12 protein-coding genes and 1 tRNA gene are annotated in these 21,811 nt (G+C 69.9%); 7 read left to right on the top strand and 6 right to left on the bottom strand.

Going from position 1 to position 21,811, the window contains the following annotated elements:
- The 6 genes from MHA02_RS15250 to shc all read left to right on the top strand — a co-directional run.
- A partial coding sequence (locus MHA02_RS15250; protein WP_280177994.1) for a transketolase C-terminal domain-containing protein occupies positions 1 to 256 on the top strand: 256 nt, incomplete at its 5' end.
- 100 nt (positions 257 to 356) lie between these two features.
- Complete coding sequence (gene hpnA, locus MHA02_RS15255; RefSeq protein ID WP_147080141.1) at positions 357 to 1,382, top strand: hopanoid-associated sugar epimerase; 1,026 nt, start codon at positions 357 to 359, stop codon at positions 1,380 to 1,382.
- Positions 1,379 to 2,278, top strand: a complete 900-nt coding sequence (gene hpnC / locus MHA02_RS15260) for a squalene synthase HpnC (protein WP_147080143.1) — start codon at positions 1,379 to 1,381, stop codon at positions 2,276 to 2,278. Before hpnA ends, hpnC begins: the two co-directional genes overlap by 4 nt.
- A complete protein-coding gene (gene hpnD, locus MHA02_RS15265; protein ID WP_147080146.1) occupies positions 2,275 to 3,114 on the top strand; it encodes a presqualene diphosphate synthase HpnD in 840 nt (279 codons plus the stop codon). The genes hpnC and hpnD overlap by 4 nt, the downstream gene beginning before the upstream one ends.
- Positions 3,114 to 4,433, top strand: coding sequence for a hydroxysqualene dehydroxylase HpnE (hpnE, locus tag MHA02_RS15270; RefSeq protein WP_147080148.1), 1,320 nt, complete (start codon positions 3,114 to 3,116; stop codon positions 4,431 to 4,433). The genes hpnD and hpnE overlap by 1 nt, the downstream gene beginning before the upstream one ends.
- Positions 4,434 to 4,472: 39 nt before the next feature.
- Positions 4,473 to 6,488 (top strand): squalene--hopene cyclase, encoded by a 2,016-nt coding sequence (gene shc / locus MHA02_RS15275; RefSeq protein ID WP_147080190.1) that lies wholly within the window; start codon positions 4,473 to 4,475, stop codon positions 6,486 to 6,488.
- 75 nt (positions 6,489 to 6,563) lie between these two features.
- On the opposite strand, the gene MHA02_RS15280 is transcribed toward shc, so the two are convergent.
- From MHA02_RS15280 to MHA02_RS15295, 4 genes are all read right to left on the bottom strand, one after another.
- Positions 6,564 to 7,937: an aminotransferase class I/II-fold pyridoxal phosphate-dependent enzyme gene (locus MHA02_RS15280; RefSeq protein WP_147080150.1), complete on the bottom strand. Its 1,374-nt coding sequence runs from the start codon at positions 7,935 to 7,937 to the stop codon at positions 6,564 to 6,566.
- A complete protein-coding gene (locus MHA02_RS15285; RefSeq protein ID WP_147080152.1) occupies positions 7,934 to 15,346 on the bottom strand; it encodes a type I polyketide synthase in 7,413 nt (2,470 codons plus the stop codon). The genes MHA02_RS15280 and MHA02_RS15285 overlap by 4 nt, the downstream gene beginning before the upstream one ends.
- A 376-nt stretch (positions 15,347 to 15,722) precedes the next feature.
- Positions 15,723 to 17,027 carry a UDP-glucose dehydrogenase family protein gene (locus MHA02_RS15290; RefSeq protein WP_147080154.1) on the bottom strand — a complete coding sequence of 435 codons (1,305 nt, stop codon included), beginning with the start codon at positions 17,025 to 17,027 and terminating at the stop codon, positions 15,723 to 15,725.
- 115 nt (positions 17,028 to 17,142) lie between these two features.
- Positions 17,143 to 19,353, bottom strand: a complete 2,211-nt coding sequence (locus tag MHA02_RS15295) for a glycosyltransferase family 2 protein (RefSeq protein ID WP_147080156.1) — start codon at positions 19,351 to 19,353, stop codon at positions 17,143 to 17,145.
- A gap of 308 nt (positions 19,354 to 19,661) precedes the next feature.
- Here MHA02_RS15295 and MHA02_RS15300 point away from each other — a divergent pair.
- Positions 19,662 to 19,736 (top strand) — tRNA-Val (locus tag MHA02_RS15300).
- An 85-nt stretch (positions 19,737 to 19,821) separates the two neighbouring features.
- Here MHA02_RS15300 and MHA02_RS15305 read toward each other — a convergent pair.
- Complete coding sequence (locus MHA02_RS15305; RefSeq protein WP_147080192.1) at positions 19,822 to 20,577, bottom strand: SGNH/GDSL hydrolase family protein; 756 nt, start codon at positions 20,575 to 20,577, stop codon at positions 19,822 to 19,824.
- Between the two features lie 470 nt (positions 20,578 to 21,047).
- Positions 21,048 to 21,806, bottom strand: a complete 759-nt coding sequence (locus MHA02_RS15310; RefSeq protein WP_147080158.1) for an SURF1 family protein — start codon at positions 21,804 to 21,806, stop codon at positions 21,048 to 21,050.
- Between the last annotated feature and the right edge of the window lie 5 nt (positions 21,807 to 21,811).

Consider the following 21,811-nt stretch of genomic DNA (forward strand, 5'->3'; position numbering starts at 1 on the left):
GCTTCTGGTGACGATGGAGGAGGGCTCGGTCGGCGGCTTCGGGGCGATGGTGCTGCACCTGCTCGCAGGCCGCGGCGCGCTCGATGCGGGCAAGGTCCGGGTCCGCACCATGACGCTGCCCGACAGCTTCCAGGACCACGACAAGCCCGAGAAGATGTACGTCGAGGCCGGCCTCGACGCAGATGCCATCGTCAGGACCGTCAAGGCCGCGTTGCCGCAGCAGGACACCAAGGCCAGCCGCCTGCGCCTCGCCTGAGCTTGCTGCGCTGCAGTATCGGTGAGACAAGCGCCCGGCGCTTCGTGAACGCTCGGGCCGGTTCGGCCCGGGCGTTTTCCTCATTCTCGACGCGAGAGACATGACAGAGCCGACGTCCAGCGGCCCATTCGAACCGGGGCCCGTGCTCATCACCGGCGCGAGCGGCTTTCTCGGCGCCGCCCTCGTCGATGTGTTTCGCGCGGCCGGCTTTCGCGTGCGCATCAGCGTGCGGTCCTCCTCGCCCCGCACCAACCTGACCTGGACCGACGTCGAGATCGTCGAGGCGGACATGCGCGACCGCGCCGCCGTCACCGCGGCGATGCGCGGCCAACGCTACCTGATCCACGCCGCGGCCGATTACCGGCTGTGGGCGCCGGACATGGAAGAGATCGTCCGCACCAACCGCGACGGCACGCGCATCCTGATGGAGGAGGCCTCGAGGGCCGGCGTCGAGCGGATCGTCTACACGTCGAGCGTCGCCACCATCAAACCGCACGACGACGGCACGCCCGCGGACGAGACCCGGCCGCTGACCCCGGAGACCGCCATCGGCGCCTACAAGCGCAGCAAGGTCGTCGCCGAGCGCGTCGTCGAGGAGATGATCGCTCGCGACAATCTGCCTGCGGTGATCGTGAATCCGTCGACGCCGATCGGCCCCCGCGACGTCAAGCCGACGCCGACGGGCCGCATCATCTTGGAGGCGGCCCAAGGAAAAATCCCGGCCTTCGTCGATACCGGGCTCAACCTCGCCCATGTCGACGACATCGCCGCCGGACACCTGCTGGCGCTGCGCAAGGGCCGCATCGGCGAGCGCTACATCCTGGGTGGCCAGGACGTGATGCTGGCGCAGATGCTGGCCGACATCGCAAAGATGGTCGGGCGCAAGGCGCCGACCACGAAGTTGCCCTATGCCGTGATCTACCCGATCGCCTTCCTCTCCGAGCAGATCGCGCGGGTGACGGGCAAGGCGCCGCTCGCCACCATCGACGGCGTGCGCATGTCGAAGTACCGGATGTTCTTCTCCGACGCCAAGGCGCGAGCCGAACTCGGCTACACGTCGCGGCCGTATCGCGAGGGACTGGCCGACGCCATCGCCTGGTTTCGGCAATCGGGGGCTCTGAAATGAGTGCCGGCGTGCAGACGGCCACCGAGACGCGCTCGGGCAAGGGCCACAAGGACGAGAACTTTCCCGTCGCCTCGCACCTGATCCACCCGCGCTACCGCGGGGCGATCCTGGCGTTCTACGACTTCGTGCGGGCCGGCGACGACATCGCCGACCACGCCAACCTCTCGCCTGAGCGCAAGATCGCGATGCTCGACGGCCTCGCCGACGCGCTCACCGGCAAGGGGCCGCCCGATCCGGAGGCCGCGCCGCTGAAGCGCGAGCTCGCCGAGCATTCCGAGCCGCCGACCCACGCGCTCGAACTGCTCGATGCTTTCCGCATGGACGCGCGCAAGAACCGCTATGCCGACTGGGACGAGCTGATCCACTATTGCCGCTACTCGGCGATGCCGGTGGGCCGCTACGTGCTCGACCTGCACGGCGAGGATCCGGCCCGGGTCTGGGCCGCCTCCGACGCCATCTGCGCCGCCCTCCAGATCCTCAACCATCTTCAGGATTGCGGGAAGGACTTTCGCAACCTCGACCGCGTCTACATCCCGGCCGACACACTGGCGAAGTACGGCGCAGACGTCGCCATGCTCGGCGCGGACAAGGCCTCGCCGGAACTGCTCGGCGTGATCCGCGAACTGGCCCGCTGCACCCTGGTGCTGCTCGAAGAGGGCGCCGTCCTGCCCGACCTGATCAACGACCTGCGCCTCAGCCTGGAGATCGCCGCCATCCACCGCCTCGCCGTCGTGCTGACCAAGGGCCTGCTGACCCGCGATCCCCTCAGCGAGAAGGTGCATCACGGCAAGGTCGGCTTCGCGCTGACGGCCCTCGGCGGCATTGCGAAAACGCTGGCGCGTCGGCCGTTCCGGGGCCGCACCATTCGCCAGGTCACAGCCGAGGCCGGCCGATGAGCGCCACCGCCATTCCCGCCCCGGAGGCCCCCGCGCTGCCGGCCGTCGGCTCGTCGTTCTACACGGCGATGCGGCTTCTGCCGCCCGAGCGCCGCGAGGCGATGTACGCCGTCTACGCCTTTTGCCGCTCGGTCGACGACGTCGCCGACGACGGCGGCGCGCGTGAGATCCGCGCGGCCGAGCTCGACCGCTGGCGCGCCGACATCGATGCGCTCTATGCTGGAAACCCGCCGCCGCGGGTTCAGCCGCTGGCTGGGCCGGTGAAGCAGTTCGGCCTCAAGCGCCAGGACTTCCAGGACGTCATCGACGGCATGGCGATGGACGCCGTCGAGGACATCGTCGCGCCGAGCGAAGACAAGCTCGACCTGTATTGCGACCGCGTCGCCAGCGCCGTCGGCCGTCTCTCGGTGCGCATCTTCGGCATGCCGGAAGAGGACGGCATCAAGCTCGCCTGGCACCAGGGCCGGGCGCTGCAACTCACCAACATCCTGCGCGACATTGATGAGGATGCCGAACGCGGCCGCCTCTACCTGCCGATGGAGAAATTCCAGGCGGTCGGCCTCGCTCATCCGACGCCGCAGAGCGCGCTGGCGCATCCGCGTCTCGCCGAGGTCTGCGCCGGCGTCGCGGCCGAAGCACAGGCGCATTACCGCGCGACCTGGGAGATCATCGGCCGCAATCCGCGCAGCGCCACCAAGGCCGCGCGCCTGATGGCCGGCGCCTACTCGCTCTACCTCGACGCGGTGGTGAAGCGCGGCTGGCAGGCCCCGCGGGCGCGGGTCAAGCCGGGCAAGCTCGCACTCGTCGCCGTCGCCCTGCGGCACGGGATCGTGTGATGGCGGGCGTCGTCCACGTCGTCGGCGCCGGGCTCGCCGGGCTCTCGGCCGCGGTCTCCCTGGCGGAGTCCGGCCACCGTGTCGTGCTGCACGAGGCGGCGAAGCAGGCCGGTGGGCGCTGCCGCTCGTATTTCGACCCGACGCTGGGCCTGACCATCGACAACGGCAACCACCTGCTCTTGTCGGGCAACCGCTCGGCCCTCGATTTCCTCAAGACCGTCGGCGCGCCCGCCGACGCGCTGCAGGGGCCGGCCGAGGCCGCGTTCGACTTCGCGGATCTCGGCACGGGCGAGCGCTGGACGCTGCGGCCGAATGCCGGTCGACTGCCCTGGTGGGTGCTGGCCGCCTCGCGCCGTGTGCCGGGAAGCCGGGCCCGCGATTATCTCGCGCCCCTGACCCTGATGCTAGCCGCCTCCGGAAAGAAGCCGGGCAAGGCCGGGACCATCGGCGACACCATCGCCTGCGAGGGGGCGCTCTACGACCGTCTCTGGCAGCCGGTGCTGCTCGCTGCCCTCAACACCGACCCACGCGAGAGCGATGTCGGCCTTGCCGCGACGATCCTGCGCGAGACGCTCGGCGCCGGAGGCAACGCCTGCCGGCCGTTGATAGCGGTGGAGGGGCTCTCGACGGCCTTCGTCGACCCGGCGATCGCGTTTCTCATGCGGCGCGGCGCGGAGATCCGATTCGGTCGGCGCCTGCGCGCGATCGAGACCCGGGGCGAGACCATCACCCGCCTCGACTTCACCGACGCGCCGACCGTAATCGGGCCCGGCGACGGCGTCGTCCTCGCCGTCCCACCCTGGGTCGCCTCCGACCTGATGCCGGGTCTGCCTGCGCCGCGGGAATTCCGCTCGATCGTCAACGCGCATTTCGTCGGCGTGCCGCCGCCCGGCACGCCGCTGCTCCTCGGCGTCGTCGGTGGCCTGACCGAATGGCTGTTCGCCTATCCTGACCGCTTCTCGGTGACGATCAGCGGGGCGGATCGCCTGCTCGACGTGCCGCGTGACGAACTCGCCCGGCAGATCTGGCGGGAGATCGCGGATCTCCACGGACTTGCACGGGAATTGCCTAGCTGGCAGATCGTGAAGGAGAAGCGGGCGACGTTCGCAGCGACGCCCGCGGAAGCCGCGCGTCGACCATCGGCGCCAACCGCTTACGACAATCTCGTCCTCGCTGGCGACTGGACGGCGACCGGACTGCCCTCCACCATCGAGGGCGCCATCCGGTCGGGAACGAACGCCGCGTTCGCGCTCTTCGGTTCGGGCAAAACTGCCCGTTCCGACGCGTGCGTGCGGACACAGGCACGCGGAGCGGCTTGACGCATGACGGCAGGAACGAGGATCTTCGAGGCGGACAAGATGCGAGAGGCTGCTGCTCCCAAGCCCGACTCCAAGGTCGAGTCGCTGCAGCGCGCGAAGACGCGCGACATCTCGCTCGATTCGGTCGAGCGCGGCATTCACGCCGCCACCCGCGCCCTGTCGGATCTGGTCCAGCCCGACGGCCATATCTGCTTCGAACTCGAAGCGGATGCGACCATCCCCTCCGAATACATCCTGTTCCACCAGTTCCGGGCAACGAACCCGCGGCCGGGCCTGGAACAGAAGATCGGCAATTACCTGCGCCGGACGCAGAGCGGGAAGCATCACGGCTGGTCGCTCGTCCATGACGGCGCCTTCGACATGAGCTGCACCGTCAAGGCGTATTTCGCGCTCAAGATGATCGGCGACGACATCGAGTCGGCCCACATGCGCAAGGCGCGTGCGGCGATCCTGAGCCGCGGCGGCGCACGCAACGCCAACGTCTTCACGCGCTTCCTTCTCGCGCTCTACGGCGAGGTGCCGTGGCGCGCCGTGCCGGCCATGCCCGTCGAGGTGATGCACCTGCCGACGTGGTTCCCGTTCCACCTCGACAAGGTCTCCTACTGGGCGCGCTGCACCATGGTGCCGCTCTTCGTGCTGCAAGCGAAGAAGCCCGTGGCCCGCAACCCGCGCGGCATCCGTATCCAGGAGTTGTTCACGACGCCACCGGATTCGGTGCGCTCCTGGCCCGGCAGCCCGCACGCCACCTGGCCCTGGACCCCGATCTTCGGCGGCATCGACCGGGTGCTGCAGAAGACGGAACGCTACTTTCCCAAGACCCCGCGCAAGCGCGCCATCGATAAGGCCGTGGCCTGGGTCAGCGAGCGGCTCAACGGTGAGGACGGCCTCGGCGCGATCTTCCCGGCCATGGTCAACTCCGTGCTGATGTACGACGTGCTCGGCTACGCCACCGACCACCCGCAGGTGCGGATCGCCTGCGAGGCGATCGAGAAGCTCGTCGCCGAGAAGGAGCACGAGGCCTACGTGCAGCCCTGCCTGTCGCCGGTCTGGGACACGGCGCTATCGGCGCATGCCCTGCTCGAGGCGGGCGGCGGTCAGGCCGAAGGCGCGGCGCGCGACGGCCTCGACTGGCTGACCCCGCTGCAGGTGCTCGACATCAAGGGCGACTGGGCGGCGACCAAGCCCGACGTGCGTCCCGGCGGTTGGGCCTTCCAGTATGCCAACCCGCATTATCCCGATCTCGACGACACCGCCGTCGTGGTGATGGCGATGGACCGCGCCATGCGCCAGCACGGCCTCGTCTCCGACATGCCGGACTACGCGACACCGATCGCCCGCGCGCGCGAATGGGTCGAGGGCCTGCAGAGCGCCGATGGCGGCTGGGCGGCGTTCGACGCCGACAACAACCACCATTACCTCAACCACATCCCGTTCTCGGACCACGGTGCGCTGCTCGATCCGCCGACCGCGGACGTGACCGCCCGCGTCGTCTCGATGCTGTCGCAGCTCGGCGAGACCCGCCAATCCAGCCGTGCCCTCGACCGCGGCGTCACCTATCTGCTCAACGACCAGGAGACGGACGGGAGCTGGTACGGCCGCTGGGGCATGAACTTCATCTACGGCACCTGGTCGGTGCTGTGCGCGCTCAACGCCGCCGGCGTCGCGGGCAGTCATCCGCAGATCCGCAAGTCGGTCGAGTGGCTGATCCGCATCCAGAACCCGGATGGCGGCTGGGGCGAGGACGCCTCGTCCTACAAGGTCGACCCGGAATTCGAGGCAGGCTACTCGACGGCTTCGCAGACGGCCTGGGCACTGCTCGCCCTGATGGCGGCCGGCGAGGTCGACGATCCGGCCGTCGCCCGCGGCGTGAACTACCTGACGCGCACGCAGGGGGCGGACGGCTTCTGGTCGGAGGAGCGCTACACCGCCACCGGGTTTCCGCGGGTGTTCTACCTGCGCTACCACGGCTACCCGAAGTTCTTCCCACTCTGGGCGATGGCGCGTTTCCGCAACCTCAAGCTCGGCAACAGCCGACAGGTCGCCTACGGGATGTGAGCGGGACCCCTGCACACGAAAACGGCCCCGATCGCGAGATCGGGGCCGTTTTCGTTTGGGCTATGCGGAAGCCGGTCAGCTTCCGCGGCGCGCCATCAACTGCTCGATCAGCGTGCTGCCGGTCTCCAGCGCCGCCAGTTCCTCGGTGATCGCGGCGACCGTCTCCTTGATCTGGTCGGTCGTGTGCTCCGAGGTGATGAAGAAGCGAAGCCGCGAGGCGCGCTCGGGTACGGCCGGATGGATGATCGGCTGGACGTTGATGCCGCGGGCATAGAGCCGGTTCGACAGCGTCACCGCCTTCAGGGAATCGCCGACGATCACCGGGATCACCGCGAGGCCGAGGCTGGTGCCGACGTTGAGCCCGTTCTTCTTCGCGATCGCGAGGAACAGGTTGCCGTTGCGGCGCAGGCGTTCGACGCGCTCGGGTTCGGCGAGCATCACGGTCAGGGCCGCATCGGCCGCCGAGGCCAGGGGCGGAGAGAGGCCGACGCTGTAGACGAAGCCGCCGGCGGTGCACTTGAGATACTCCACCAGCACCGACGGACCGCAGATGTAGCCGCCGCAGGCCGAGAGCGTCTTCGAGAGCGTTCCCATCCAGATGTCGACGTCGGAGGGGGCGACGCCGCAATGCTCGTGCAGGCCGGCCCCGGTGCGGCCGAGCACGCCGAGCCCGTGGGCATCGTCCACCATCAACCAGCAATCGTAGCGGCGCTTCAGCTCGACGAAGGCGGCGAGGTCCGGCGCGTCGCCGTCCATGCTGTAGAGGCCCTCGATCACGATCAGCGCGCGGCGATGCTCGTGCCGGGTCGCCTCGAGCAGCTTCTCCAGGGAGGCGACGTCGTTGTGCGCGAAGGAGCGGCGCTGGGCGCCGGAAAGCTGCGCCCCGGTGACCACGCTGTTGTGGATCAGCGCGTCGTGAAAGATCACGTCGGCCGATTCGAGGATCGCGCCGATGGCGGTGACGTTGGTGGCGTGGCCGCTCACCATCACCACGCAGGCCTCGGTGCCGTAATGGGCGGCGAGCGCCTTCTCCAGCTTGAGATGACCGGGCCGCTCGCCCGCCACGATCCGGCTGGCCGAAGCCGAAGTGCCGAAGGCGTCGATCGCCTTGCGCGCCGCGCCGCTGACGGCGGGATGCCCGTTGAGGCCGAGGTAGTCGTAGGACGAGAAATTCGTGCAGGTCTTGCCTTCCATGCGCGTCGTCGCGCCGGCCCGGATTTCGTGCACCCGGAAGAAGGGATTGGCCACGCCGATCAGGTCGGCCGCCGAGCGCTGCAGCTTCAGCTCGCGATAGCCTGCCAGCTTCTCGAAATCCTGGGCCGAACTCGGCACATCGCTCTTAGCCTCCCCCTGCGACGGCGCCGGGCGCGTCGAGGCGCGCCCGAGGCGGTTCGTGACGAAGCTCGCCAGCGCCGCGCGGCCCGCGTCGGGCCGTGTCGATTGTGTCATGAAAGGATCTCTTTGAGGTCGGCCGTATTCTGCTCGACCAGGTCCTGGAAGGGCGCGAGCGACCCGGCATCGACGTCGCCGAGATGCTTCTGTGCGAGCCCCATCGCCATCCCGGCCGCTTCGTCGACGGGCGTCGCCACGGCCTGGATCAGCGTGTCGGAGAGCTCGTTCACCGTCAGGCCCGACGAGATGCCGGCCGGCGGCGCATCGAGGGCGAAGCGCTCCTGCAGGCTCGCGCCGAGCTCGACACCCATGAGCGAATCGAGGCCGATCTCCGAGAGCTGCCGGGTGCGGCTGATGTCGTCCTTGGGCAGCCGCAGGATGCGGGCGATGTCCTCGACGATGGCGTCGGCGACGGTTTTGCGGACCGCATCGATGTCGTTGCCCTTGAGGAGCGCCGCGATGTTGATGGCGGCGACCGTGCCGGGCTCGGCCTGCTGGTCGGAACCGAGGTCGCCGTAGCTCGGCGAGCGCAGGGTGGCGAGGCGCTCGCGCGCCTTGCCCCAATGCATCGAGGCGATCGCCACGACCGCCTCGTCCGGTGCCGGACCTTGGGCGGCCAGCGCCTCGGCCATCAGGTCGAGACTGTGTCGGGCATCCATCGGCGTGACGCCGACGCGGCCGGCTAGCGTCTCCATCACGGCGCGGTTGCGGGCGAGCACCCCGACATCGCCGATGGCGCCCCAGGCGACCGCGAGCCCGGGCAGGCCGAGGCGACGGCGCTGGCGGGCGAGACCTTCCATGAAGCCGTTGGCGGCGACGTAGGCGCCCTGCCCGGGATTGCCGATGAACGTGGTGGCCGAGGAGAACAGCACGAAATAGTCGAGCTGGCGGTGGCGGGTGGCCGCATCGAGCGCCTGCGCGCCGATCACCTTGGGCCGGATCACCGCCTCCAGCGCTTCGACCTCGAGGTTCGCGATCAAGCCGTCCTGCAACACCATGGCGCCGTGGATGACGCCGGCGAGCTTCTTGCCGGTCTTCTCGATGCCGGCGATCAGCGCATCCACGGCCTTGCGGCTGGTGATGTCGCAGGACTTCACCTCGACGGTGACGCCCTTGGCTTCCAGTTCGGCGATCGCCGCCAGACCCTCGTCGCTCGGCGTGGCCGAGCGTCCGACGAGGAGCAGGCGCTTGGCGCCCCGGTCGGCCAGCCAGCGGGCCGCCTCGATGCCGAAGCCGCCGAGGCCGCCGGTGATGAGGTGGACGCCGTTCGTCGAGACGGCGAAGGGCGCCTTGCGCTCGCGCGCCACGCTGCCGGCCTTCGGCGGCGTGATGACGATCTTACCGACATGCCCGGATTGCTGCATCAGCCGGAAGGCGTCGGAGACCTCGTCGGCGGTGAACGGCTGGTAGGGCAGGGGCTTCAGGCCGCCGTCGGAGAACAGCGCGATCACCTCGCGGAACATCCGCGCGCCGTCCTCGCCCTGGTGCTGGAGCACCTGATCGAGATCGACGCCGAAATACGACAGGTTCCGCCGGAACGGGCGCAGGCCGATATGGGTGTTGGCGACGTAGTCGCGCTTGCCCAGCTCGACGAAGCGGCCGAACGGCTTCAGCACGTTGAGGGAGCGCTCCATCATCTCGCCGAACAGCGAGTTGAGCACCACGTCGACGCCGTCGCCCGTGATGCGGCGGACGTCGTCGACGAAGGCGAGGGAGCGGGAATCGAGAACGTGCTCGGCGCCGAGCGCCTCCACCAGCGCCCGCTTTTCGCGCGATCCGGCGGTGGCGATCACGCGGGCGCCCTTCCACTTGGCGACCTGCAGCGCGGCGAGCCCGACACCGCCGGCGCCGCCATGTACGAGCACCCACTCGCCCTTGCGCAGCCGGGCGCAGCTGACGAGGCTGTAATAGGCGGTGAGGAAGGCGACCGGCACGGTCGCGGCCGCGGACGGATCCATGCCCGAGGGCATCGGGGCGGCCACGGCCTCCGGCACCACGACATGGGTGGCAAAGCCCGATTGGGCGAAGGCGACGACGGGATCGCCGACGTTGAAATCGGTGACACCCGCCCCCCGCGAGACGACGCGGCCGGCGACTTCGAGGCCGAGCCGGGGACCGGCGAAGCCGTCCTCGAGGATATCCTCCGGGAGCATCGACAACGCCCAGAGCACGTCGCGGAAATTCAGGCCGGTGGCTTCGACCGCGATCTCGATCTCGCCAGGGCCGGCCTTGACCCGCTCGGCCGGTCCCCAAGCCATCTCGTTGAGGCCGCCGGCATTGCTGCGCTCCAGCCGCGCGGCCGAGGCCGCCTCGGCGTCGGTGCCGATGCGGCGGGCGGCGAGGCCCGGATGGAAGCGGACGACGCGGGTGCTGTCGTCGTCGAGGACGATCTCGGTCTCCGATGTGCCGGAGAGGATCAGGTCGCGCAGGCGCTCGGCCGAGCGCTTCGAGGACATGGCGGGAGAGAGGTCGACGCGGCGCACGTCGAGGGTCGCGGTCTCGTTGGCCAGCGACCGGCTGAAGGCCCAGAGGCCGGCCTCGATCGCGCCGATATGGCCGCCGCGGTCGCGGGTGGCGCCGGGTGCGACGACCCAGAGGCGGGTCTGGCGGCTGCCGAGATGCTCGGCGCAGCGCTTCAGGCTGAGGCAGCGGTCGCGCAGACGCTCGGCCGCCTCCCCGCCATGGGTGAAGGCGCCGGCCAGGAACACCACGGTGTCCGGGCTCTCGCGTTCCAGCTCCAGCAGCGACTGCTCGGAATCGAGGATGATCGAGACGTGGACGCCGGCGGCCACGAGCAGCGTCGCGAGCGACGAGGCCGTCTCGGCGGCGAAGGCGTCCTCGGAGCCGATGACGAAGGCGAAGCTCTGCCCGTGAGCCGGTACCGGGCGCACGGGCGCCTCGGCGACGAGCAGCAGATCGTTGCCGTTGGCGGAGGCGGCACGGTCTGCCGTGACGCGCACGAGCCCGGCAGCGCTGAGCACGCGCTGCCAGCCGGCGACGTCCTCCAGCCGGCTGTGCGGCATCTCGGCGGTGCCGGCGAACCATCCGGCATCGAGCCCGAAGACCATGTCGCGGAACAGGGCGTCGGTGGGCTCGACGGCGACGAGCACGCCGCCGGTGGCGAGGGCGGTCGCGAGGGCATCGAGCAGGGTCGTCTCGGCGCGGTGCAGGGCGTCGCTCGCCAGGATCATGTCGAACGAGGCCGGGATGAGGTCTTCCACCGCCTCCACCACCGCGACGCGGCGCGGCAGGGCGAGCCGGGCCCGCTCGGCGAGCCTCCGGTCGGCGTCGAAGATCGTGATCTGCGCCTGGATCGCGTCGGCGAAGGCGGCAGCCTTGCTCGACAGCGGGCCGAAGCCGACCTGCAGGATCCGCAAGGCCCGGTCCTGGGGCAGGGCCTTGCGGGTGGCCGAGGCGATCCGGGCGACGACGTCGGCCGAGGCGCGGGCCGTGGCGCTGCGCATCACGAAGGCGTCGAGCGCCGCTTGGGGCAGGCTCGGCGCGCTCGTCAGCGTGCCATCGAGCAGGCGCGCGACCAGCGCCGTCACGTCGGCGATCAGCACGAGTTCGGCGGAGAGTTCGGGATGGTCCGCCGCGATCCAGCGCATGATCTCTTCGGGGCGCGGCAGCGTCACGTCGCCCCGCACCTTCCAGACGCGGCCGTCATGCGTGGCGAGCCCGCTGCTCTCCAGGGCGTAGAGGGCGTTCAGCGCCCAGGGGCGCAGGCCTTCGGGCAGCTTTCCCAGCTCGACCTTGCCGGCGCGCGAGAGCCCGTCCGCGAGGCGGTAGGCGACTGCGGTGGCCCAGCCTTCGAGGAGCAGATGGCCCGGTCCGAGCGGCGCCTCGTCGGACAGCACCGCCTTGGCGGCGCCGGGTCGCACGATCTCGGCGATCTTCGGTTGGCGCTCCAGCGGAATCGCAGTCGGCTCGGTGGCGAGTTCGGTGGTCTGCGCGATGGCGTAGGCCGCGAGCTCGCTGCCGCCCTTGACGCGCAAGGCCTGGAAGCGGCCCTCGCGGAGCGTCGCGACGATCTCGCCATCGGCGTCGACGAGGGTGAAGTCGGCGAGGATCGAGCGCTCGTTGCAGCGGCGTACGTGGATCATCGCGCGGTGGATCACCGCGCCCGGACGGTTCAGGCGGATCTCGCCGAACCGCACCGGCACGTAGGCCTTGGTCGAATCCGCGCCGAGCAGTTCGGCGAATAGCAGGATCAGGCCGTGAAAGCAGGAATCGAGGCGCGCGGGCGAGAGGCCGTAGCGCAGATCCGCTTCGGCCGGCTTCAGCTCGGAAACGATCGTGGTCTCGTCGATGCGGGCCGAGAGCGCGACCTGACGGAAGCTCGGGCCGAAGCCGAGGCCCGAGGCCGCTGCCCGGCGGTAGAGGTCCTCGCCGGCGACGGCGTGGCCGGCCGGCATCTCGATGTCGAGCCGTCCTGCCGGGGAATAGGTCCCGTCGACGATCTTGGCCGAGGCGTGAAGCTGCCACGGCGCCTGCGTCAGGCGCTGGCGGCTGAGGATCTGGACGATGTTGCCGCTGCCGGCGATTCGGACCGAGACTTCGCGCAGGGCGTCGTCGGCGAACACCATCGGCGACAGGATCTCGAGATCGGCGAGCACGACGCTCTCGGAGCGGTGCGTCTCGCGGGCGATCTGCAGCGCCATCTCGACGAAGGCCGCACCCGGCAGGATCACCTGATCCTCGATGCGGTGGTCGTCGAGTTCGGGCACGATCTTGGCATCGAGCGAGGCGCGCCATTCGAGGCCGTCCGCCGCGAGGCGGACGCCGACGAGCGGATGGTAATGGTGCGCCGTCATCGGGCCGAAGCCCTCGATCGTCTCGGGCAGACGGAAACTGCGGCGCTGCCAGGGATAGGACGGCAGCGACACGGCGCCGGCCGGGTTGGCGCCGAACACACGGGCCTCGTCGACCTTGGCGCCGGCAACGAGCGCGGCGGCCAGCGCCTTGGCGATCGGATCGCCGCCCGCGGGCTTGCGGTGCATCACGCCGACGGTGGCGATCTCGATGCCGAGGGGCTCGATGGCGTCGCCGGCATGGGAGAGCAGCGTCGCGCGCGGTCCGACCTCGATGAAGACGCGGGCGCCCTGGCGCGCCGCCTCCTGCAGGCCTGCGCAGAACTGCACCGGCTCGCGGATGTTGCGCCACCAATATCCGGCGCCGTAGGCCGAGCCCGGCTCGACCTTGCCGGTGACGGTGGAGATCATGGCCGTGTGGCCGGCCGAGGCCTTGAGGCCGGCGAGGTCGCGCAGCAGCGGCTTCTCGGTCGGATCCATGAGCCGGCCGTGGAAGGGGTAGTCGAGATCGAGCTTGCGTCCGCGCCGGCGCTTGCGCGCGAGCGCCTTCATCGCCGCCTCGATCGTCTCGACCGGGCCGGCAACGGTGATCGCCTTCGGGCTGTTGTAGGCGGCGATGTCGAGGGCCGGGTAGTCGTCGAGGAAGGCCTCCATCTCCTCGACGGGGCCGAGCAGCACGGCCATCGATCCGAGGCCGCGGGTCGATTCCTGATGGTGGCTGCGGTGGAAGATCACCTTCACCGCCTGCTCGAGGCTCAGGATTCCTGCGGCATGGGCGGCGCCGATCTCGCCGACGCTGTGGCCGAGCACGTAGGAGGGCGTCAGGCCCTGGGCACGGAGCGCCGCCGTGGACGCCGCCTGGATCGCGAAGATCAGGGGCTGCGAGATCCGCGTGAGCCCGAGCCGCTCTTCGATGTCGTCGGCGAACATCGCCTCCTTCAGCGACCAGCCGGCGAGCGGCGTGAACAGGGCGTCGACCCGGTCGAAGGTCTCGGCAAAGACCGGGTTCTCCTCGTAGGCCTCGCGGCCCATGCCGCCCCACTGGCTGCCGTTGCCGGAATAGACGAAGGCGGTCTCGGCCGAACGCTCGGCTGCCATGCCGACGAGGGCCGCATCCGTGTCCTCGCCCTCGGCGACGGCGCGCAGGGCCTGGACGACGTCCGCCTTGGCGCCGAGCGGCACGGCAAGGCGCGCGGGCAGGCGCTCGCGGCGATGGGCGGCGGCGGCGGCGATGCGGCCGGCCTCGAGCGGATCGGCGGCCTCCAGCCGGTCGGCATAATCGAGGGCGAGTTCGTTGAGGGCCGCGCGGCTCTGAGCCGAGAGCAGCAGCACCTCCGGCTCATGGGTACCGGCGGCCGGCGCAGCGACGGGTGCCGGGTCGGTCAGGACGACGTGGGCGTTGGTGCCCCCGAATCCGAAGGAGTTCACGCCGGCGAAGCGCTCCGCCTTGCCGCGCACCAGCGTGAGCGGCGCCCGGTTCACCGAGAGGTTCAACGCCTCGAACGGGATCTCGGGGTTGAGTTCGGCCGAATGCAGCGAGGGCGGCAGCAGGTCGTGTTCGAGGGCGAGGCTCGCCTTGAGTACGCCGGCGAGGCCCGAGACCGGCTCGGTATGGCCGATATTGGTCTTGATCGAGCCGATCGGCAGCGGGCTCTTGCGGCCCTTGCCGAGCCGCGACCCGATGGCGTTGGCCTCGATCGGATCGCCCACCGGCGTTCCGGTGCCGTGCGCCTCGACGAAGGCGATGGAATCGAGCGCGATGCCGGCCTCGCGATAGACCTGCTCCAGCAGCGCGCCCTGGGCCGTGCTCGAAGGCAGCGAGATGCCGGAGGTGCGCCCGTCCGAGTTCACGCCGCTGGCGGCGATGACGCCGCGTACGAGGCTGCCGTCACGTGCCGCCGCCTTGGCGGTCTGCAGCACGAGCACGACGCCGCCCTCGGCCCGCACATAGCCGTCGGCATTGGCCGAGAAGGCTTGGCAGAGGCCGGTGCGCGAGAGCATCTGCGCGTTCGAGAACGAGATGAAGTTGAACGGGCTCGCGAGCACGTTCACGCCGGCGACGATGGCCGTGTCGACCTGCCCGCTGTTCAGCGCGACGATCGCGGTATCGAGGGCGACGAGGGACGAGGAGCAGGCGGTGTCGAGGGTGAAGCTCGGTCCCTTGAGGTCGTAGATGTAGGAAATGCGGTTCGAGATGATCGACAGGACGTTGCCGGTCGCCGCGTAGGCGTCGCCCGACGAGGTGTCGAGGATGCGCAGGTTGCCATAATCGAGCGACGACGCGCCGACGAACACGCCGATCCCGCTCCCGGCCACGCTGGAGGGGCGCAGGCCCGCATCCTCCAAGGCTTCCCAGGTGAGTTCGAGCAGGATCCGCTGCTGCGGGTCCATCTGCTCGGCCTCGCGCGGCGAGACGCCGAACACGCCGGGGTCGAACGACCAGACGTCGTCGACGACCCCCGCGGCCCAGGTGTAGCTCTTGCCCCGCTCCTGCGCCCGCGGGTGGCCGAAGCGCTCGAGAGGCCAGCGATCCGCCGGAATCGTGGAGACGGCGCAGCGGCCCTCGCTGAGGAGCTGCCAGAGGCCGTCGACGCTCGACGCGCCGGGAAGGCGGCAGGCACGACCGATGATCGCGATGTCAGTACGCTTGGTCACGTTCGATTCGCACACGCTCGTGAAGGGGGTACGCCAGGCGAATGGGGGGGAGCCTGTCCGTCTGAGGTCCATCGCCCCTTAGTATGGCATCGATGTGGTCGCCAACGCAGGCTGTGGCAGAGGGCGGGCTTCGGGTGCGATTGTCGCGCCGTGTGTCCCGCTTTCATCAGGTTACACTTTTCGGACTCGTCAATCGAGCCGAGTTCAAGACCGGACAATGCCAGTATCGTCGCAGAATTCTGAAAATCGTCGCGGCATTTGGAGAGTTTTATAGGCGCGATCGATCGATAAAGAGTTCCCTTCGACCGATCGGGCGAGATCGAAGCGACGCCGCAAGGCAATAGGATCTCTTCGATCGCCTGTCGGTTCGGATCGATCATGCCGTGCCGATACTCGTGTAGCGAAAGCCGTGCCGTTCGCCGACGCTGCGACTGTAGACGTTGCGCAGGTCGACCAGCACGGGCTCGGACATGACCTTGCGCAGCCGCGCGAAATCGAGCGCCCGGAAGGCATTCCACTCGGTGACGATCACCAGGGCATCGGCGCCCTCGGCACAGTCGTAGGCATCCTGCGCATAGGCGACGTCGTTCAGGAGCGGCCGGGCCTGATCCATGCCCTCGGGATCGTAGGCCCGCACCCGCGCACCCGCATCCTGCAGGCCGGCCACGATCGAGAGCGAGGGCGCGTCGCGCATGTCGTCGGTGTTCGGCTTGAAGGTCAGGCCGAGGAGCGCGATCGTCTTGCCGCGCACCGAGCCGCCGCAGGCCGTGATCACCTTGCGCGCCATGGCGCGCTTTCGCTGATCGTTGACCGCCACCACCGTCTCGACGATCCGCATCGGCGCGCCGTGGTCCTGCGCGGTCTTGACCAGCGCCAGGGTGTCCTTCGGGAAGCAGGAGCCGCCATAGCCGGGGCCGGCATGGAGGAACTTCTTGCCGATGCGGTTGTCGAGGCCGATGCCGCGGGCGACCTCCTGCACGTTGGCGCCGACCTGCTCGCAGAGATCCGCGATCTCGTTGATGAAGGTGATCTTGGTGGCGAGGAAGGCGTTGGCCGCGTATTTCGTCAGCTCGGCGGTCCGCCGGCCCGTCACCAGGATCGGCGCGGCGTTGAGGTAGAGCGGGCGGTAGACCTCGTTCATCACCGCCACGGCGCGGGCGTCCTCGGTGCCGATGACGATGCGGTCGGGCCGCTTGAAGTCGTCGATCGCCGCGCCCTCGCGCAGGAATTCCGGATTCGAGACCACCGCGAAATCCGCCTCCGGCGCGCTCTCGCGGACGATGCGCTCGACCTCGTCGCCGGTGCCCACGGGCACGGTCGATTTGGTGACGACCACGGTGTAGCCCGCGATCGCGCCGGCGATCTCGCGGGCCGCGGCGTAGACGTAGGACAGGTCGGCGAAGCCGTCGCCGCGACGCGAGGGCGTGCCGACCGCGATGAAGACCGCATCGGCGCCCGCCACTGCCGGCGCCAGTTCGGTGGCGAAGGACAGCCGCCCCTGCCGGACGTTGTCGCCGACGAGCGCGTCGAGGCCCGGCTCGAAGATCGGGATGCGACCCGCCTGCAGTGCCTCGATCTTCGCCGGGTCCTTATCGACGCAGATCACGTCGTGACCGAAATCGGCGAAGCACGCCCCGGAGACCAGGCCGACATAGCCCGAGCCGATCATCGCTATGCGCAAGTGGCGGACTCCTCGACGCCGGTGCCGGGGAGCCGGCTCCGTGTTGCGGTGCAACCTCTAGCGAAGAACGTCCGTCTGGCAAAGCGCCGGGCGCAAAGCGGCCGGCCTCCGGGGATCAGAGACGGAAATGCGCGGCGACGCGGGACAGGTTCGGATTGTAATAGGGATCGGCGCGCAACTGCGGCTCCCAGCGCTCGCGCATCACCCGCGACTCGGATTCGAAGCGGGCGCGCTTCTCCGGGCTGTCCTCGGGGCCGCGGCTCTTCGATTCGTGGTGGATCAAGCGCGCATGCGGCGTCCAGACGATACGGTAGCCGGCCGCGCGCACCCGCAGGCAGAGGTCGACGTCGTTGAAGGCGACCTTCAGGTGCTCGGCGTCGAAGCCGCCCACTTCGGCAAACACCGAGCGGCGCATGGCGAGGCAGGCTCCGGTCACGGCCGAGACCTCCTGTGCCAGCACCATGCGCTCGAAATAGCCGGATTCGTCCGCCGGCAGCCCGAGATGGCTGTGGCCGGCGACGCCGCCGATGCCGAGGACGATGCCACCATGCTGCAGCGTCCCGTCCGGATAGAGCAGCTTGGCGCCGACCGCGCCGATGCTGGCGTCGAGCGCGATCGAGACCAGCTCCTTCAGCCAGCCGGGCTCGATCACCTCGACGTCGTTGTTGAGGAAGAGCAGCACCGCGCCGCGTGCCGCCGCGACGCCGCGGTTGCACAGGTCCGAAAAGTTGAAGGCACCCGGCACCGGCAGCACGCGGAACCGGGCATCCTGCGCATGGCGCGCGAACAGGGCGGCCGTCTCCGGCTCGCGGCTGTCGTTGTCAACGACGATCACCTCGAGGCTGGGATAGTCGGTCCCTGCGAACAGGCCGTCGAGCACGGTGGCGACGAGCTCGGCGCGGTCCCGCGTCGGTATGATCACGGAGACGAGGGGCGAGACGGGCAGGGGGCGCACCAGACGGTTGAAGCCGCGCGGGCCTCGGGTCGCGGTCGCGCCCATCGGCGCTGCGATCTCGGCCAGCGCCTGGAGGCGCGCCGCCTCGGCGGTGGCGAGCGCCCTGTCCGAAAAGGTGCCTGACCCGCCGGCCGCCCGCCAGTGGTACAGAACCTTCGGGATGTGGTGCACCCGTTCCGACGGCAGGCCGGCCGTCAGCCGCAGGAGCAGGTCGTGGTCCTGGCTGCCCTCGAAGCCCGGCCGCAGGCCTCCCAGCGCCCTGAGACGCTCGGTCCGAACCACCGTGAGGTGGTTCACGTAGTTCTGCCCGTAGAGCAACTCGCGGTTGAAGCTCGACTTGAAATGCGGCTCGAAGCGCCGCCCGCGCCCATCGATCTTGTCCTCGTCGCTGTAGATCAGGTCGAGGCCGGGTTCGGAGCGGATCGCGCGGGCGACTTCGTAGAGCGCGGTCTCGGCGAGCATGTCGTCGTGATCGAGGAAGGCGGCATAGCTGCCGCGGGCGAGCGCCAGCGCATCGTTGGTCGCCCGCGCGATATGGCCGTTCTCGTCCCGCCGCAGAAACGTGATGCGCGGGTCGCGTTCGGCGGCCTGCGCCAGCAGCCGCGGGATCGCCGCGTCCGTCGAGGCGTCGTCGACGGCGCAGAGTTCCCAGTGCGGATAGAGCTGCGTCTGCATCGAGCGGAGCGCCGCCTCCAGCACCTTCGGCGCCGGATCATGCACCGGCATCAGCACCGAGATCAGCGGCCCTGCCCCCCAGGTCTCGACCTCGGCGCGAATGCGGCTGCGATCGGCCTCGGCGCGCGTGTCGAACCGCTTGATCCAGGCGGCGTACGAGGTCTCGCTGCGGGTGCCCAGCGCACGGGCGAGCATCCCCCGCGCCCGCATCCGCTTGCGCAGCAGCCTCCAGAATAGGGCCTTTCCGGCGAGATCCGGCTGGCGCAGGGCCGCGCGCAGGAGGAGGCCAGGGCGGCCGCGGCGATGGATCGTGATGGCGTCCAGCGCGAACTGGGCGTCGCGCGAAAGGGCCGTGAAGCGCAGGGCTCCGGTGCGCTCGGGCAGCCGGCCGGTCCAGGCGAAGCGGTCGGCACCGATCGGCTCCTCGGCGAGGTTCGCGACTGCGACACGGCCGTCCGCGTCCGACAGGGCGCTCGCCAGGATCCGCGCGACCCCACCGCTGCCGACGTCGCGCCACGACACCGTGACCCAGGCGCCGCCGAGGCCGAAGCCGGACAGGTCGAGCCTGAGGCCGGCCGCGCCCGCGTCATTGGGCTCGACCGGAAGATCGACACCGCCGCCGAGGCCGCGATGCAGCCGCGCCTGTGGCAGGCGAAGGTGGGATGCCGTCGCCGGCGTGATCTCGGAGTCCGCCATCGGCCTAGCGCGCCCGCCTCGCCGGGGAGGGCGTCCCGGCGCGTGCGCCGACCCCTCGGTCATCGGCGGCGGTCCTGCCGTGGCCGAGGGTGCCGTGGTCCGTGAGGAGGATCCGCATGTCCCACCGTGCGATTGCGCCGAGAGACGCGAACGGCGGGAGATAGACGATTTCGGCGAGCGGTGCAGCGCCGCCGGGCAACCGGACTGCGCGGCATCGCGATTCCGCGAAAATCCCGGCGATCCATCGCTTGCACGGCCGTTCGGCAGAGGTTATAGCCGCGGCCTCGCCGGGGTCTTCGACCCAGGTCGGGTGCGTAGCTCAGCGGGAGAGCACTTCCTTGACATGGAAGGGGTCACAGGTTCGATCCCTGTCGCGCCCACCATTCCGCTTTCACCGCAGCGGATGACGATACAGGGTCCCTCGCGGGGCCCTTTTTCGTATCCTGCCCAGCGATCGGCGGCCGGACGTCACTCGGCGGTGGGAATCGCCTCGGCAACGGCGGTCGTAGCGCCGGCTTCGCGCAGCACGTCGGCGGCGGCGGCCTGGGCCAGCAGGTCGTAGCCGCGGTCGGCCATGTGGAGGCCGTCGGCGGAAAACAGCTCGGAATGGGTGAGCTTGGCTTGGCCGATCCAGTCGCGCATCAGGGTCGAACGGCGGATCACCGGCACGTCGAGCGTCTCGCCGATCTCGCGCACCGCATCGCGAAAGCGGTAGGCGCCCGGGGTCGCGTCGAAGCGCGGGCACCATTGCGGCTCCATCAGCACCACGTCGATGCCGGCTTCCCGGATGCGGCGCACGGCCGTGAGCGTCTCGTCGCGAAAATGGTCGAGCGCGATGCCGCGAAGTGCGTCGTTGCTGCCTGTCTGCCAGATGACGAGGTCCGGGTGCTCGCCGATCACGTCGCGGTCGAGCCGGGCCAGCATCTCGTCGATGGCCTCTCCACCGATGCCGCGATTGAGCACGGTGACGCCACCGGCGAGCCGGGGCAGGGCGCGCTTCAGCGCGGCTTCGAGGCGGGCGGGGTAGGCGGCCGCCGGCGTGCTGGCACCGATGCCCTGCGTCGAGGACGATCCGAACGCCACGATGCGCAAGGGCTCGCCGAGGGCGAGCTGCCGAGCCACGTGCGGCAGGCCGTCGTCATGGGAGGAATCGAGGTCGAAGACGCCGAGCTCGAAGCTCTCGGGCAGGAGGTCGGCATAGGCCAGCACCGCCGTCGAGGACATGGTGAGCCCGAGAAACAGAAACGCCCCGCGGGCGACGCGTCCCCAGCCGGCGGCCGGACCGAACCCCTTCGCGGAAAAACCGTGCGCCACGTCCACCCCCGTCGCCCATCCGGCCTCGGGTCTCCCCCGGCGGATGCTGATGCCTGCGGCGAGCGGGACTTTTGCAGAGCCTTCTCAGGCTCCGCTGCGGTCTGTCGCCTGTCGTCTTCGAGACGATTCCGGCGCGCCGCTCTTCCACTTCGTCACGAACACCACTTTAGAAGCGAGTCTTGACGGAAGCTTGACCGATTCGGCGGCCCGTATGGCGTGGAAATACGCGAAACCCCGAACGAGAGCAATAAAAATGCATTAAGAATAATGTGCGCTAAGCAGAAATACGGAGATTGCTTCGTTCCCTTCTAGGAAATGCGAAGACATCGGCCTCCGTGCGACAGGGCGGATGTGGTTGCCGAAGCCTCCGTCGGAACAGGTCACGCGCCCTTGCGACGATCCCGGAGCGCCTCGCGGTCGAGATAGACCAGCGCTCCGGCCGCCATCGCCGCCAGCACGAACCAGGTGAGCGCGTAGACGAGGTGGTCGTTGCGGAAGCTGACGACCGTCAGCCCGCCGACGGGCAACCGGCCCGCGTCGGAGCCGGCATCCGCGTCGACGAAGTATGGGGCGACGTCGAACAGGCCTCGGGCTCGGGCGATGGCTGCCACGTCGCGAGAATACCAGCGGTCGCCAGCGGGATCGTTCGTGCGCAGGAAGGCGCCGCCGGGCTCGGTCACGCGGAGCAGGCCGGTCAGCGTGACCGGGCCCGGCGGCTGCGCCCAGCCGGCCGGAGCGCGCCGGTCCGACGGGACGAAGCCGCGGTTCACCAGCACGGTGAAGCCGGCTTCTGAGTGCAAGGGCGTCAGTACCCAGAAGCCGCCGCCATAGGCGGTCACGGCCTGGACCAGGGTGGTGCGGTCGTAGGCAAACACACCGGTCAGGCGCAGATGTCGGTAGGCGTCGGCCTCTGCCGTGATGGCAGGCCAATCCGGCGGTCCGGGAGCCGGGCCGGGCTCGGCATGGATCCGCGCCTCCACGCGGGCGATCAGGTCGAGCTTCCAGGTCCGGCGCTGGACCTGCCAGATTCCGAGCCCGAGGAGGCTCGCGACGACGAGCAGCCCGATCGCGTTGAGCGCGAAGAGCAGGCCGAGCGAGCGGCGGGGCAGCGGACCGGCGGCTGTTCCCGGCCCGCTCATGGCGC

It is taken from the genome of Methylobacterium haplocladii (genome assembly GCF_007992175.1).
Taxonomy (GTDB): Bacteria; Pseudomonadota; Alphaproteobacteria; order Rhizobiales; family Beijerinckiaceae; genus Methylobacterium; species Methylobacterium haplocladii.